At 50.8% G+C, this 17,751-nt stretch carries 1 protein-coding gene; it reads right to left on the bottom strand.

The genetic code is table 11. The annotated features are described in order from the left end of the window. Positions 1-48: 48 nt before the first annotated feature. Positions 49-17,718, bottom strand: coding sequence for an SDR family NAD(P)-dependent oxidoreductase (locus tag M1D71_RS14985; RefSeq protein ID WP_458122605.1), 17,670 nt, complete (start codon positions 17,716-17,718; stop codon positions 49-51). Positions 17,719-17,751 lie beyond the last annotated feature (33 nt).

Below are 17,751 nucleotides of genomic sequence, written 5' to 3'. Positions count from 1 at the left end.
TTCGCGAAAGTCTTTAAAACCGGCTAGAAGCAAGCAATACAAGTGCAACTACTTGAGATGCATTAGCTGATCAAGGGTACATTCGCCGCTGCGAATTTTCTCTACAAGGTGGAGGTAATTCTCGTCATCGGAATGGCTGTATTCTTTACTAGTATTCATAATCGGTGCTTTTCCGGTAACACCCATGAAGCTTCGCATTTGATCAGCCTCCCCCTGTATGACGACTACAGGTGACCTTCTCTCTAGCAATATCTGCTGGAGAGATCGCATCGCATTTGCACGCTCCAGTGGAGCCGTTCCTGATATTCGCTCCATGTTCTGTCTCGCATGATCATTCATATACATACCGCCCTCTTCCCACAAGGGCCAATTAATGGCAAGTGTAAACCCGTGACGTTCTCCCTGCTGAACACGTTCATTGCGGTATTCGGAATATTCGTCCATAAACGCATTCGCTGCCGCATAATCGGCCTGACCCACATTGCCATGCACCCCGGCAAGCGAGGAAAACAATACAAAAAAGTCCAGCTTGAAATACTGGCTTGCTTCATCCAAATGAACCGTTCCAGCGACTTTTGGAGCCAGTACTTCCTCGATGTCATCAAGCTCCTTTCGGATCATATAACTGTCGCGAAATAAGCCTGCATTATGAATAATTCCATGCAATCCGCCGTGATTTCGGCTGATTTCCATCATCAGTTCATCTACAGCTTCCCTCTTCGAGACATCCGAACGCCGATAGATGACCTCTGCCCCCATCTGTTCCAGCAACGCCATTCGCTGGCGATCTGATTCATCCGGTTCCGAGCGCCCCGTAAGGATGAGTACGGGATGTTCCGCCTGCTCGGCGATATGCTCCGCTATGATAGATCCGATTGCTCCCAGACCGCCTGTAATCAGATACACGCCTCGATCTTTCCAAGGCAGCTCGACAAAGGATGAATGAGAAGAACCGAGCTCTTTCCACAATACTGTATATCTTTTATCGTTCTGATAGCGGATATGTGTGTCGCCAGCGCTTTGACTGCTTTCCGTTAGGATCTGCATAACTCGTTTGGTACTCTGAAGATCATCTGCTTCAATGATTTGAATGATGATTTTCGGATTTTCCAATTCAGCCGTTTTCAGCAAGGCAGATAATCCTCCGAATAATTTGTACTGTGCCCGCTTGGAAACCAACAGTTGAATGAGTACAGCACCTTCCGGTCTAGCTTTGAGCAACTGTTGCACATAACGATAGGCTTTCTTAACAGCAAACAAGTATTGCTCATCCATCAAGCCGGAATGAGCAACCCGATCCGCTGGGTCTGGCCCAAGGGATACATACTGCACATTCGGAAGTTTGGCAGCCATGACGTGTTCCTGCTCTGTCCAGGGGCCAGATAACATGACGATATGACGACTGTATACCACCTCAGGCACAACTACAGCTTCCTGTTCCTTCCACTCTTTTGCAAACATCAGTGTTTGTGATTCGGTTGGAGATGATGTTTTCCCCATGTGAATCTCTCCCTTCAATGGTTTGCTGGTGAAGCCCTCGAATTGCACACATACATTTCCATCTTCATCACACAAGTCGATGTCCAGCTTTTGCAGCGAATAAGATGGCTTATGTCCGTTACTGTAACGAATATAAGCCCACATGTGGGCTGTACAAGGACGGTGGAAAACGGCCCGCTCCAGTGCAAAAGGAAGCAGCGGACTTGGACTTGTTTGCAGTCTGTGATCATCAGGCATCGAATGTGCAAGCAGCAATCCAATGGCTGACTGCAAAGCCGCATCTGCCATGGACGGATGCAGGACGAAGTCACGAGCGGAGTCCCTCACCCGGGCAGGCAGAGCGAGCTTGGCCAGCACCGCGTTTTCTCCCGTATAAACCGTTTCGATCCCTTGCATGGCTGTGCCATAGTGCAGTCCCATCTGTTCAAAAGCCTGATAGCATTCATCCGCTGTCCACGGTTTGATGCACCTGTTTCGTATATCTGCCAGATTCAGCCTTAAGTCTTGAGTCTCGGTTTTCAGCAAAGCCAAACCCTGACTGTGCAGCAACTCGACTGACGCATCTTGGGTGTATACTTCGTAGTGGATGTCTCCCTGCTCTTCCGTATACAAACGCACATGAACGTCGGTGGCCTGAGCGGCGATTACCACGGGTCTGCCCCAGATGATATTTTCCAGGACAATCACCTCGGACACGGAATCAACATGTTCTACAGAGCGTTTCACAGCCTCGCGAGCCATTTCCAAATAGGCTACTCCCGGAAGTACCCGGTAGGTTCCGACCTGATGATCTGACAGGAAAAATTCATCACCGCTGAACCGTGAGGTGAAGCGCTGCTCCGATAACAGGGATGTATTATGGTGAAGCATCGGATGAAGCACAATGGTATTGCGGGAATCTGCCTCGGTGGTACTAGCAACATGCAGCATTCCTTTGGCGTCAGGCAGCCAATATTTTTCCCGCTCAAACGGATAGGTGGGCAGACTCATTTTGCCTGGCGTTATTGGACCATACATTTGCTTCCAGTCCAGCTTCGCGCCATTCACCCATAATTCCAGCAATCGATCCACGTTAACTTGCATCATGGCCTGTCTGACATCTTCAGAAGGAGGTTTGTTCGCTTCTTGCTCGGTGTCTAAAGGAGTATACGAGGTTCGATTAACCCGTCCTCTGTACATCCACGGAATGGCTTGCTTTAACTTTTCGGTTTGAATGGTAACCAGTCTAGCGATCAGTTCATGTATTGTGCTTGCTGTAAAAGCCAAACGTTCTTCCATTGCCTCTCTGCCGGTTTGAAGTGTATAGGCCAGCTTATCTAGCACCTGATCATCCAATGTTCGGCGGCTAATGTATAGTAGAAGTTTCTCCGCCACAGCAACCAGCCTTTCTTCATTTTGGGCAGACAAAACGATCATTACCGGTTGCTCCGAGTTACGTTCTTTCCTGCCAGAAGAGCTTTCTATCACAGGAAAAGAATGTTGAGCAGGAGCAGGAATATATTCTTCAACGATTACATGTGCGTTTGCGCCCCCAGCGCCAAATGAGGATACACCAGCAATGCGCGGTATTTCCCGTATCTGTCCGTCCACCTCAACCATCGGTCTTAACCAATCGCTCGCCTTCTGCTGTACGATAAACGGCGTGTTCTTGAAGTCAATTTCTCTGTTCAGCTCTTCGGCATGCAGACTGGGTGCAATCTGACCATGTTTCAACTGAAGGATAATCTTGGTGAGTCCGCCAATTCCGGCCGCCGATTCCATATGTCCAACGTTGCTTTTCAGTGAGCCGATGGAGCAGTATCCTTTATCCTGCGTATCCTGGCGGAACGCACGGGCAAGTCCAGCCATTTCAATCGGATCTCCCAGGCTTGTCCCGGTTCCATGAGCTTCAATATAGCTGATCCAGCGGGCATCAATGCCTGCCTTGTTGATCGTCTCCCGAATCAGGTCTCCCTGGGCTGCAGGATTGGGAACCATATAGCCATTCGTTTTGCCGCCATGGTTAATGTGGGTTCCGCGAATGACCGCATGGATCTGATCGCCATCTTCAACCGCTTTGGACAGCTGTTTCAGGATAACCACCCCCACGCCTTCCCCGGGTACAAAACCGTCCGCCTCCTGAGCGAAGCTTTTGCATTTACCGTCAGCTGCCAGCATCTGCTGGGCACACAAGGCAACATAGCTTGAAGGATGCAGATACAGGTTCACCCCGCCTGCAATCGCTGCCTCACATTCACCGCGGCGAATGCTTTCACATGCTTCATGGATAGCCGTGAGTGAAGAGGAGCACATCGTATCCACCGGCATGCTGGGCCCATGGAGGTTCAGCAAATAGGAAACCCGGTTTGCGACCGAACTGAACGAGGTCTGCGGGAACCATACACTCCCTTCATTCCATAGTGGCGGGCCGTAGAGGTTGAAGCCGCTTTTGGTAATGCCCGCAAAGACCCCCACTTTTCCATTGTACTGTCGATCCATCTGTTCCCTTGTATAGCCCGAGTCTTCAAGCGCTTCCCATACGGTTTGCAAAAAGAGCCTTTCCTGCGGGTCCATGTTCATGACCTCTCGGGGAGAGAGCTGGAAGAACAGCGGATCAAAATCGGCGTATCCTTCAATGAAGCCGCCCCATTTGCTGTAGCTTTTGCCTTTGCGCGCGGCTTCCTTGCGATCCGGTTCATAGAATCCTTCAAGTGACCAGCGTTCTTCCGGAATTTCCGTGATGCAGTCCTTGCCTGCAATCAGGTTGTCCCAAAATTGCTCCAGATTATCTGCCTGCGGATATTTGCCGCTTATGCCAATAATGGCAATCGGTTCATTGGCAGCCAAGTTAAGAGATGCCGTCATGGGTACATTTTTTGCCGGATCTAAAACAGGCTCCTGCATCGTCATTTCCACTGCCAAAACGGTTGGCTGAATAAGGGATTCGCGCGTTTGTTCCGGCTCTTTTTCAGGCAGATTCGGTAGAGCCGCCGCCAACAGCTCCACTCTGTGCTGTTTCATAAAATAATGAATTAATGATGCAAGTGTTTTGTGCTCAAAAAACAGCGTGGTGTTCACGCCGCCAAAATGTTTGCGCAACTGATTCGTGAGTTGAACAATGAGAATGGAGTCGATGCCGTAAGCCTCCAACGGTTCGGACTCATCGATATGTTCAGGTGACATCCGAATAACCTCTCCGACCAGACGTTTGAAAAATGTCAGGCTGGCCTGCCACATCTGATCGGAATCAAGTTCTGACTCCGACTGTTGTTCTATCTGCATTTTTTCCTTGTTCATGAGCGATATGTTTTCAGAAGAAATCTGCTTATGATTCGACCTGGCCTCCGCAGGAGGTATGGCCATGGATATATACCCGTCACTGAAGGCGGTGATGATTTGCTGCCCAAGACTCTCACCTGGTTCGGCTGGCATCATTGCCTGTCCAAACCCGGTCTCTTGTAGCGTCTTCTGCCATTGCTGTTTGCCAAGAACAGGGGAGCCCCCGATACGGATATCATCATCTTCATACAGCCACCAGCCTTCCAGCAAACCAAATGTCAGGTGGCTAAACAGCGAGCTGTGGGTCAATTCATTCAGCAGAAGCAGGCCGTTTTGTTTTAACAGATAGTGTACGTGACCCAAGGTGCGTCTGATGTTCCGGGTAGCATGAAGAACATTGGCTGCGATGACCAGATCATAACTCCCCAGATCATAGGATTGTTCGGCAGGAGGTTTTTCGATATCCAGCATGGTGCAGTTCAGATAAGGATGATTCTCCCCATAGATCTTTTCTCCATGCAGCAGAAATGCTCTTGAGATGTCGGTGTATGCATACTCCGCAATAGAGGCGGCAAAGGGTTTTATCCGCTCAAGCACCTTTTCCGTCGTTCCTCCTGTCCCGGCACCGATTTCAAGAATACGCAAGCTGGCCTGTGGATTGGATTCAAGCCGCTCGGCAAGGTACGCTGCGGCGGTATCGGCCAGTATTCCGTTGAAATAGTCTGCTGCTGAATTATGCTTGTAAATATTCTGCACCATATCCATCGCTCCGTCGGGGAACATGATATTAGTGGCAGCCAGTTCTCCTCTGACAATCTCCGGCAGGCTGCGTATCATCTGGTCGACTAACTTAACCTGTGGCGCAAAATCCGGGTCCAGCAGCCAGTGCTTCATACGCTGGTCCCATGCCGACCACATCGAGTCAGAAGCAAGAGACTCATCCGACAACGTATACTGTTCTAAGCGCTTTCTGCTTTCCTTCATCCAGCGATCATAGATGGCAATAGGACGGTTTGCCGAATCAGCTGAGGCCATCTGCTGCAACTGAATCGACAGCAGTCCGGCCAGCATGGATTCGAATTCATCGTTAAAGGCGGTCCACTTTTGTTGAAGCGGCTTCACGTTGAGCTGTTGCCCAGAAATTCGATTCCTGAGCTGATGGCGTCCTACTTGCTTCGCTTCAGGCGCTACCATAAACATACGATCAGACGCTGTGCCTTCCACTGCCCCTGGCTTGTCCGTCTGAATGAACGCCAGCTGATGCTTGCCGCCTGCCATCAGCAGTTCCAACGCCCGCATGGCATCCTCAGGATGTATGGAGCCAATTCCCGACTGATTCAGTCTTTGCTTGAAAGCGGCAGGCACCTGACTGGCGATGCCGGTCTCAGCCCAGTAACCCCAATTCATCACTTTTACAGGGAATTTCCAGGATTGTGCTGCAGCACTCATGCCATCGATAAAGGCACATCCGGCGGCATATCCGGCTTGTCCAGCTGGTGTGGTGAACGAGCTCATGGAAGAGAAAAACAGCATGAAATCCAGAGGCTCCTGTCCAAAAATGTTCATCATGTTCATACTGGCATCCAGCTTGGAAGACAATACATTGCGGAAATAATCTGGAGTCATCTGAGACAGACTTTGATCCATCAGACCTACGGCAGCATGCACGACCCCGTGAATGGCTGGGGCCAATGATCTGATCTGGCGGTATGCCTCCTGCAAGCTATGCTTGTCGGCTGCATCCGCAGAAATATACAGCGGTTCGGTTCCCAATTCACCAAGGCGTCTGCATAGCTCTCCGATCCGTGCATCGACCGCTCTTCGGCCAATCCAGATAAGCCGCGCCTGATAGCGCCGAATCAGATATTCACTCCATGCTTCCCCAATGCCGCCCGCACCGCCAATAACGACGTAGACGCCATTTTTTCTGAATGCTTCATGCGAGTCACCCATAGAGCAGACGTTCACAAGTATACTTTCATACCCTTTTCCATTCCGCCAGGCGCGCGTATTCCCATCCCATATCCCTGGAAAATGGCGTTCGGGATGCGCTCCGATGTCATGGACATCATCCACATCCAGATGGCAGACCCTCCAATCCGGCATTTCTTTGGCGAGGGAACCTGCCAGTCCGCTAATTCCGGCGTGCGCAGGATAGATGGCTTCTCCAGCCAATACGTTGCAGGCCCTCTCCGTTATGATGGTCAGATCGAGTCTGCGTGCGTCGTAGCCCAGATTCATCAAGACTTTAATGAGGAGAAATGTCTGAAACAATCCCTGGTTCTGCTCATTTATCACTTCCACAGCATGCTCCGGTCCGTGAACGATGCTTGAGGGCGGCACAATCCAGACCAGACGTCTGATTACGCCATGGCGCTTTAGCTCGAGTTCTAGTTTTGTTTCTAGTGCATCCCCTTCAACCGCAACAGGTCGCAGGTCGGGATGCCATTGCTGAATAACGTCCTGCTGCCTCGACGTCCCACCTACGATAATCCCCGAACCACCGAAAGACATGGACATAGGTTGGGTTACATCGGGATTGGTCGATACTTCTCTCCAACTTGGCGCATAAGTCATCGCTCCCGAGAGTGGAATCTGTGTCAGTGTCTGCTTCTCCGAGGTGGCGTAAGCTATGGTTTCATACGGTATTGGCTTCGCAAATGTATTGTACTCTTCCTGAATAACGCCGGATGGTTCCCCAGGGTACGGTCTGTGCAAAATCGTCAGCCCTATGAATTGCAGGACTATTTTTCCCTGGTCGTCACATAGATCGATCTGCACTTTGCTAGCCGTTCCGGAAGAATCCTGTTCCGGCAAAAGACGCACCCATGCCCAGACGGAATCCGGGCAGTCTCGATAGATTACAGCCTGATCCAAGGAAAAAGGTGTAACTCCCCCTTCCTTGAATTGCGGCAATCCGATGCATGCCTGTATAGCTGAATCCACCAGAGCCGGATGCAGACCGTACTCCTCAGCCGTGGATGCAAGAGATGGCGGCAGTTTCAATTGTGCGATGACTTGCCCCTCTCCAATATGAAGACGCTGAATCCCCTGATGACCCGGTCCATAAAACAGGCCGGACTGCTCAAAGAAACGGTAACATTCAGCAGCCATCATCGTTTGTTTTCCGTATTGCAACAGTAAGGATTCCAGATCGATCGTTGGATAGGAAGCTGCTTGACGAGTGGACGTCGAAATCGTTCCTATATGATGTACATTTCGTTTGGATGGTTCGGATTGTACGGTTCTCTGGTTGTTTTCCCCGCTGGTTATTTCATAACGGATCTCACCTGTGTCCAGCGGAGTCAATCCCAATTGCGCCTGGAGCCTGCTCGGTGTGACTGAATGCAGTTCCATCCCCAGCGGCACAGTCCAGTAGATGTCGCGAAAAACAATAACCCTGTCCTGCCGGGATGTATCTGTCGGAATAACCTGTTCCAGCGCTGCCCTGGCCATTTCGAGGCAGGCGGCCCCTGGCATGATTTTACGATTGTGAATGACATGATCGTTCAGAAAAAATTCCTGTCCGCTCCACTCCGAACTGAAACGAATCCCTTGCAGATCCGATGTATTTCGCTGGAGAAGCGGGTGAAGATAAGATGTCGGTACAGGTTGTCCCGATTTTTGCTCTTTCTGTTCAGGCACCCAATAACGTTTTGTGGCAAACGGATACGTGGGCAGACTGATTCGCTGGGGTGTTCTTCCCATGTAACCTTCAGACCACGGAACCTCAAGCCCCTTCGCCCAAAGATCCAGCAGCTGTCCATACTTGCGTTTGCGGACCCAGCTTTTTACCGTTTCCTGCATATCTGCATCCTCTGCCAGTGCAGCGATGGAGGCTCTGTGGGACTTTATTTTGCCTCGATAGATGTTGTCAGCCTTCTGTGGATCATGAATATAAGCGTCCAGCCGGTCTTCTATTTCAGCAATGGAAGTTGCCACCAAAGCCAGTCGCTCTTCCATCGCCGCACGCCCTGTCTGAAGTGTGTACGCGAGCTGAGGCAGATGACGATCCTCATATCGTCCCGATTGCAACACCGCCAGCAATTGCCGAGCCTGTTCCTGAAGTCTTTCTTCGGTTTTGGCTGACAGTACGATGCATACCGAAGTAGCTTTGTTCATTGAGTCCCCGTGAGCTGGATGAAGGGTCCTATCAGAATTGGCTACCGATTCAACCGGAATATACTCTTCAAGCAGCACGTGTGCGTTTACGCCTCCGAATCCGAAGGAACTCACTCCTGCACGTCTTGGTAGCGTTCTGCCAGCAGAGTCATCGAGCGCTTCCCATGCTTTATTTTCATCGACGATGTAAAAAGGACTTCCTTCCAATTGAATGTAAGGGTTAGGTCTCTCATAATGAACTGTCTTCACGAGCGTTTTGTACTTCATTTGCAGCAGTACCTTAATGACCCCGGCAATGCCCGCAGCAAGTTCCAGATGTCCAATGTTGGTTTTGATGGAACCCAGTCCGCAGGAGGATGAGGTTGTCAGATTGGGTTCCGCAGTTGCAAGAGTCTCCTGAAACGCGATCTTCAAGCCATTAATTTCAATGGGATCACCAAGAGGCGTGCCTGTTCCGTGAGCCTCAATGTATCCTATGGTAGAAGGGTGCACGCCAGCCTTTGAATATGCGGATTTAATTAAGTCGGCCTGTGCTCGCGGATTCGGTGCGGTGAGCGATGCAGCCCGTCCACCATGATTTTCATCCGTAGCACGAATCAGGCCATATATGTGGTCACCTGCTTGCTCAGCGGCCCGTAACCCTTTCAAAAAGATCATGCCAACGCCTTCTCCGCGTACATATCCGTTAACCTCATCGGAGAACGTTTTACAACGTCCATCTGGACTCAGCATACCCGCTTTATTGAAACTGATATGATAGTCCGGGTCCAGAATGGTATTAACTCCACCCACGATAGCAGTATCACAGTCTCCATTTCGTATCGCCTGAACAGCCCTATGAAGTGCCACCAGCGAACTGGAGCATGCCGTCTCCACGGGTTCACTTGGACCGTGTACATTCAGGAAAAAGCTCATTCGGTTAGGACCTACGGAAGCCACATGGCCTGTGGAAGTATATCCTTCGATTACGGTATCCGCCTGTGCCAACAGACGATGATACCCGCTGCTCGCAGTGCCAACAAAAATGCCCATTCGTGAACCGGACAAGCTTGGTGGTGCATAACCCGCATCTTCAATTGCTTTCCAGGCATACATCATCAAAAGCCGCTGCTGCGGGTCCATCAATTCCGCTTCACGCGGGGAAATGCCAAAGAAGCCAGGATCAAATTCGGCGACACCCTCCATAAATCCGCCCCATTTGATGTTGGTTTTGTTATGAGCCTGATCGGGATCTCCGTAATAGGCTCTCCAGTCCCACCGATCTGGTGGAATTTCTGAGATGCAATCCCGTCCCTGAAGCAGGTTATCCCATAATGCATCAATGTCCTTCGCCATCGGAAAACGGCCGCTCATGCCAATAATGGCGATGGGTTCCGGTGCCTTATGATTTTGATGATCGGATTCAGGCAGGCTGGATTCTCGATGGCGTTCGGAGGAGGATACTGAACCTCCCATTTGTTCTTTCTGCTCAGAGGAATCTTCCGTTTCCTTCGGAAATGGATATGGGTTACGGATCGAAAGCGAATCAGCCTGTTCCACCTGTCCGAGCAGATTAGAGGAGACACCTTCTGTTTCATTCTCCTGTGATGAGTCATCAGCATGCAGTCCCACGGTGTCAATGTGCTTCTCAGGCAAAAGTGTATCCCACTGTTTCGGATAGGCTCCGACAAGATGTCCTGTTAAAGACCTTAAGGTGGAGTGCTCAAAGAAAACAGTAGGTGTAAGTTTAAGCGCATAGTGCTCATTAAGAATACCGGCGAAATCGGTAAACGAAATGGAATCGAATCCATATTCGCCAAATTCGACATCTGGAAAGATGTCGGTCCGGTTTACCTGCAGCAACTCTGACATATGATCCGTTAAAGCGTCTTGGACTCTGGAAACGAGCAGCCGTTTTCGCTCATCTTCTGTCGGCCATGTTCGTTTTTGCGACTCAGGAATGTCGCTTGGGACGGCAACAGACGTCATGGATTGTGAAGGAGCTGTTGACACGTTCCATATCGACGGCTGATCCACCAAACCTGCGGAATCAGACATCACACCTGACAGAAATACGTCCGGTTCACCGTAAAAAGCCAGCACTTGGGATGAACCGCTGTTCATGGCCATATGCAGCAGTTTGATTCCGATCGAGGTGTCCATCGGGCGCATTCCCCATTGGCGGCGAATTTTCTGTTCCGCTGCTACCCCTGGTTGCATGCGTCCTTCCCTCCAGAGCGGCCAGTTGATTGCGAGCGTTTTGCCGCTACGCTGTCCGTTCCGAACCAGCACATCTCGGTATGTGGCGTAGGCATCCATAAAAGCATTCGCACAGGCGTAATCCGCTTGACCCGGATTGCCGGTCACAGCAGCGAGCGAAGAGAACAGGACAAAAAAATCGAGCGCCATGTGGGCGGTCGATTCATCGATCCATATCGTGCCGTCCACTTTGGGAGCTAGGACGGATCGGAGTTCTTTTGAATCTTTGAGCCGTAAGCCACGATCTTTCACGACACCTGCCGCATGAATAATGCCGTTCAGTTCACCGTAATCAGACTGAATTTCCTGTACCAGTCTCTGAACTGCTTCACGGGAAGTGATGTCCGCTTTCCTATAAACTACGTGATTTCCGTTCAACTGAAGCTGTTGAAGATGGGCCTGCTGCTCGGCGTTTGGAGTCGAACGGCCGTTTAACAGAATCGTGGCATTCCTGATCTGACTGACAAGCGTACGTGTCAAAGCTAATCCGATTCCGCCGATGCCTCCGGTTATCAGATATACTCCACCGTCTTTCCAGGACAATGAATTGCCAGCGGAGTGAGCAGACAGCTCATGCCAGACTCTTGTCTGCCTGATGCCGGAAGCCGGATAGCGGGCAATTACGTTTTCTGAATGACGGCTCTCAGAAGCCATTTTATCGATCAGTTCTCCTGTTTGTATGGAGGAGTGCAGCTGAATGAGCTGACATGTCAACTGTCGATGCTCTCTAGAAGCCGTCAATAGCATTCCGCCAAGACCATTGAGCAGTCCGCCCTGTCCCTCTTCCTCGAAAGGAATAACGAGCTGAATAAGTGTGCTTCCGGTTTCCGTGTTCACCATTTGTCTAATTTCTTCGAGCAGGTGTGCAGCTGATTCAGTAAAAAAGCTTGCAAGCGGGTGCAGCAATGCAATATTTTGCTCAAATCGCTCAGCGGATGCAAATGTGTCCGTTGCCAGTCGTTCGCAGCGAGCATGAGGAAACGCATCACGCAATGAAGATAGCTGCCCTGTAAAATGATCCGAAATCAAGATCAGATGACTGTTGTACTTAGCGGTTGATTGGTCGGACGAGATCTCAAGCGGCTTCCATTCCGGCGCCATTAGAATCGGCCTCACGTTTTCTTCCTTCTGTGTATCGAAATCTTTCTCCAGAACACGCGGCGTGAATCCGGTCATGCGTATACGTACCACTCCGTCCATGTCGCACAGATCTACATCCAGCTTGTGAATTTTGCTGTCCCGGCTGTTTCCTGAACTGTACGCGGCAACCGCCCACATCTCCGCTGTGCAGGGGCCCAGAATATCCAACTGCTCTAGCGCGAACGGCAGCGCAGGCCTGCCGGAGGCAGCCTGGTCCGTCACAATGCCGAGCAGATATCCGATGGTGACCTGAAGTGCCGAGTCCATCAAGCTGGGATGAAGAATATATTCTTCACCCGAAGCGGTCAGGGATTGCGGGAGTGACAAGTGTGCTATGACACGATCCTGCCCAACATATACGGACTGTATCCCGCGTAAGCCCGGCCCAAGGACGATGCCAGTTTGAGCGGAGACAGCGTAGAATGCTTCGGCATGGATCGGGCTGGGTATGCAGGCTGCAAGTTCGGTTTGAATATCCCGTTCCATCTGAACCGGAAGCTTGGCAAGCATGACTTGGCCCTGACTGTATACCTGTGTATGTTGATCGCTTTCCTTCCCCTGCTCTTGACAAATTTCAAAGTGCATCGTTTCGTCTCCCTCTGTCTGCTCGACAGGACGAAAACGGATGGCATAGGACGCTGATGTTTCATTCAGAATTAACGGGGCAGACCAGATCACGTTTCTCAAGCGAATCATCCTCGAATCCGAGAAATCACCCCATGCCGTATCTGCTGCAAAGCATACCCACTCCAAATGAGCTACACCCGGAAGCACCTTCATCCCCTTCACCAAGTGATCCTTGAAAAAGAATTCCTGACCGCTGAAAGTGGACGAATATTGCAATTGCTTTACACTGGATGTGTTTCTGTGAACAAGTGGATGCAGCACTGTTCCAAAAGCCTGTTTGGCACTCGACGGCTGTTTAACCCGCTGAGTATCTTCACGTGCCGGTACCCAGTAATCGTCCCCTGCAAAGGGGTAAGTCGGGAGCGGGATACGCTGTGCAGAGATTGGAAACAGCTTGTCGAAAGAAAGATCGTAGCCTTGGACATACATTTCGCAGAGGGCTGACAAATGCTCCAGATAAACAGAGGAATCCTCCGTTTCCCGGCATTGCCGTATACATTCGGCGGCGTATCGCTTCAACGAGGCGTTGCCGCGTAGTTCGTTTCGATTAACGAATCCGCTGGTTACTGAACTGCTCTCCCCTTTTGCAAGCCACTCACTCAACTGATCTGCAAGTTGCTCCCCGTTGCGGGCAATGCAGATCATCCGATGGGCCAAGTGAGGTCTGCCTGTAAGTAAGGTATAACTCATGTGCAGACTTCCCGCCGCGGAGTTTTCCTTCGCATAGGACACAAGCTGCTCAGCTTGCTGACGTAATTGTTCCGCAGTACGGGCTGACAGTGCAATCAGATATCCGGGCCGCAGGTCGGAGCTGGCAGCCGGACGCGGGGGTGCCTCTTCAATGACCATATGGGCATTGGTTCCGCTGAATCCAAATGAACTGATCGCGGCCCTTCTCCTCTGGCCTTTTTCGGTGTCCCATGGCTTGGTCTCCGTATTGACATAAAAAGGGCTGTCGCCAAACGCAATGTTGGGATTAGCTTTTTCCATATGCAGCGAAGCTGGAATGTGCTTGTGACGCAAGGAAAGCAAAACCTTGATCAATCCGGCAATGCCCGCTGCGGTTGCCAGATGCCCGATATTGGTTTTGATGGAGCCCAGCGCACAGTATTGCTTCTGATCCGTATATGACGAAAATGCGTTAGTGAGCGCCTGGAACTCGATCGGGTCCCCGAGCCGGGTTCCGGTTCCATGCGCCTCTACCAGCTGAATGCTGGCCGGATCGATACCGAAGCGATCATAAACCTGTTTCTCCAGAGCAGTCTGCGATTTCGCGCTTGGTGCAGTGATTCCGTTGGTCGTACCATCCTGATTGATGCCTGTTCCGCGAATTACGCCATGTATGTGATCTCCATCACGTACAGCATCACTGAGTCGTTTCAGCAGAACCGCTCCAGCTCCTTCTCCTGGCACAAAACCGTCTGCCCGTTCATCAAACGTATGACATCGCCCGGTGGTTGATAACATGCCGGCACGGTTGGCATCCATATAGAACTGGGGAGTCGATTGAATAAACACCCCGCCCGCAAGCGCCATTTCTGTTTCCCTCGCCCACAGTGACTGACACGCCAGATGAATCGCCACCAACGAGCTGGAGCAGGCGGTATCTACCGCAATGGCAGGACCTTTCAAATCGAGATAATAGGCAATCCTGGCTGGAATGATGGACCCGGCTTTCCCCCAGAACGACTGAGCCGGAGGCTGTTCACCCACCAGCTGTCCATAATCCATTTCCGTACAGCCTACGTATACGCCGCATTTACGACCCTGCATCGAGACGCCGGCATAACCGGCATCCTCGAACGTTCTCCAGGCTTCCTCCAGAAAAATCCGTTGCTGAGGGTCCATGTAGGCCGCTTCTTGCCCGGAAATGTTAAAAAAGAGTGGATCAAACGCTTGAATGTTATCCAAAAAGCTGCCCTGGTCGCAAAAGGAAACATCCGCTCCATAATGCTTGGCAAGATTCCAGCGCTGTTCGCGTTGGATCAGGTCATCTCCCTTTTCGAGATGCTCCCACAATTCCGCTACGTCGCGCGAACCCGCAAATCGGCCGCTCATGCCAATGATCGCCACCGGCTCATACGTTGTCAGCTCTTCGCTTTTGTTTCCTTCACTTTCAATCCGGACTCGGGTGGTGACATCAGCTGAATCAGCTGGAAGAGCGGCAGCGGCAGACTGATAGCGCATATATTCCGGCACGTTAATGACAATTTTTCCGATATTTTTTCGTTGATCCATGCAGCGGTAGGCTTCCTGCAATCTGTCCATCGGGAATGTCTGACCGATCAGGGGACGGATGACCCCTTCTTCTACCCAATGCATCATCTCTTGCCTGTATTCCGCGAGCATTTCGGGTTGCTCCATGCCCAGCTTGCGCAGATCCAGACTGTAGAAGCTCTGATTGTGATTGAGTCCCGACAGGTTGACTGCATGGGCGCTTTTGAGAGCTGTCATCGCGATCTCGATGTATCTTCCGTTCCGCGCAAGACAGTTTAATCCTTTTTGCAGCGCCTCGCCTGGGAGGGTATTTAGAATGACATGTACCCCTTCTCCGTTCGTGAGCCGTTGTACTTCCTGTTCAAAGTCCGTAGTGGCATAGTTGATTACATAGCTGGCGCCCATTTCCCGCAAATAATCAAGCTTGTGCTGCATGCTGGCCGTGGCGAAAATTTCTGCACCAAGATGGCGGGCAAGCTGAATGGCTACAAGTCCGACACCTCCGGTTGCCGTTTGGATCAAGACCCGTTCGCCGGGTTGAATATTGGCTTTGCGGAAGGCGGCAATGACGGTCATGGCTACGACGGGCAGCGAGCAAGCTTCCTCATGAGTAAGCCGATCAGGTTTGGCAAACACTTGCTCTGCTTTACACGTAATAGCGGTGGCATGCGCTCCGAGAGAGGCATCTGCATAGAACACTACCTCATCGCCGGTTTTTACCGTTGTAACGGAGGCCCCTGTTTCGACTACAATACCTGCTGCCTCAAAGCCTGGTGTAAAAGGATACGGCGGCATGGTCGGATACAGACCCCGAATACAGAGCAAATCCCCAAAATTCAGGGAAAACGCTCTGACCGAAATGCGCACTTCGTCAGGCCGCAACTCCTGCACAAGGGTCTGATGAAGCTGAAGATCGTTGATCTCCGAGGGGCTTTCAATATGTGTCCGATAAAAATAAGAACCCGAAATTTTGACATTCATTTGAGTATTAGGTGCTTCCACGTTGCTGTTCGCAAAGGGAGTCGATTCATCATTGACAGATGTGGAAGGCAGTGATGTGCCCGGAAAAATGGTTGTCGTTTTATCTGATGCTATTGCAGCTACCGGTTCTGACCCCCAAGTCTGACTCTGAAAAAGCAGCGATTCAATCGTTTTTCCGTATTCCTGTAAAATGTGTTCTGCCAGACGATCCACATTGTTATAGTCGAACAGCACGGTCGTTTGCAAGGTCAGTTTGCACTTCTGATTAAGCACGTTGACCAGATGGACGGCAATAATGGAATCGACGCCATAGTCCGAGAAGCTGCGATTGTTCTGGATTCTGGACTGCTCCATCTTCAGGTCCTCCGCGATGCTTTCACAGATCGCCTTTTTCACAAATTGTTCAGTCATCTCCGCAGTGATGATCCCATGATTCGCAGCGGGCTGCTCCTGTTCATCGAATGATTCGTTCTGGTGTACGATATCGGCAGGACGACTGGGTTGAAAAACGTCCTTAACAACAGGTGCAGAACCGTTAGCGCGAATGACGATACCGTCACTTTTGGCGGCAATGATGTGCTGTCCATAGCGGTCTGCCTGTGCTGACGGGTAATGAACGGAATGATAGCCTTCCCGCTGAAGCATCTTTCTCCAGTTTGCGGCCGACAACGCCGGACACCCCGGGATGCGGACATTCTCATCCTTGTACTGCCACCAACCCTCCAGCAGTCCGAAGGTCAGGTGATTTATTACGGTTTTGCGCGTAATCTCGTTTAACAGCAATTGTCCATCCTTTTTGAGTGATGCCTTGATCATGCGAAGTGTGTCTCGGATATCCGGGGTGGTATGCAGTACGTTGCTCGCAATAATGAGATCATACCTACCCGGTTCGATGCCTTGCTCGGTAAAAGGAATTTTCAAATCGGCAATTTTGTATGTCAAATAGGGTACCGAGGGGCCATACTGTTGTTCAGCATGCATAAGAAAGGCACGGGATATATCGGAATAACAGTATTCCTGTATCTTGTGTGCGACAGGTTTTAACTTTTCAAAAACGACTTCGCTTGTGCCTCCCGTACCGGCGCCGATTTCCAGAATGCTTATTTTCCTGTGTCCTGTTATCTCGGACGTAAATTCATTGATTACGCTCAGTGCCTGTTCCGCAAGAGTTCCGTTGAAATAATCGGCAATGGCATGATGTTTATAAATACCTTCAACCATATGCATCGACGAGTCGGGAAACATCACCTCGGTAGCGGCCTTATGTCCTTTGAGAATGTCCGGAAGAGCACGAATCATCGAATCGGCCAATCTCGCATAAGCGCGCACATCGGGATGCGAGATCCAGCCCGGAAGTCTGCGCTCCCATTCCTCCCAGGATAACCGGGCCCATGCCGCATTCTCTTCTAATTGGAGGCTTTCAACCGGACCAGGCAACTCCTGGGCATATTCGGCAAGCATCAGGCGACTTTCGATCAGCCATTTCTGATAGAATGGGCGAACCGTTTTTTCAAACACAAAATGTTCGTCCATACATCCCGCATTGTGCAGCTGCCCCCATAATAACCGAATAAGAAGCCGTTCGATGCTGCTCATCTGCTCCTGAACCGAATCCATATGTTCTGTAATGATCATCTACTACACTCCCTTTGCATATCGGTCAATGTG

The organism is Paenibacillus sp. Z3-2, from assembly GCF_054161325.1.
This window is presented reverse-complemented; position numbering and strand designations above follow the sequence as displayed.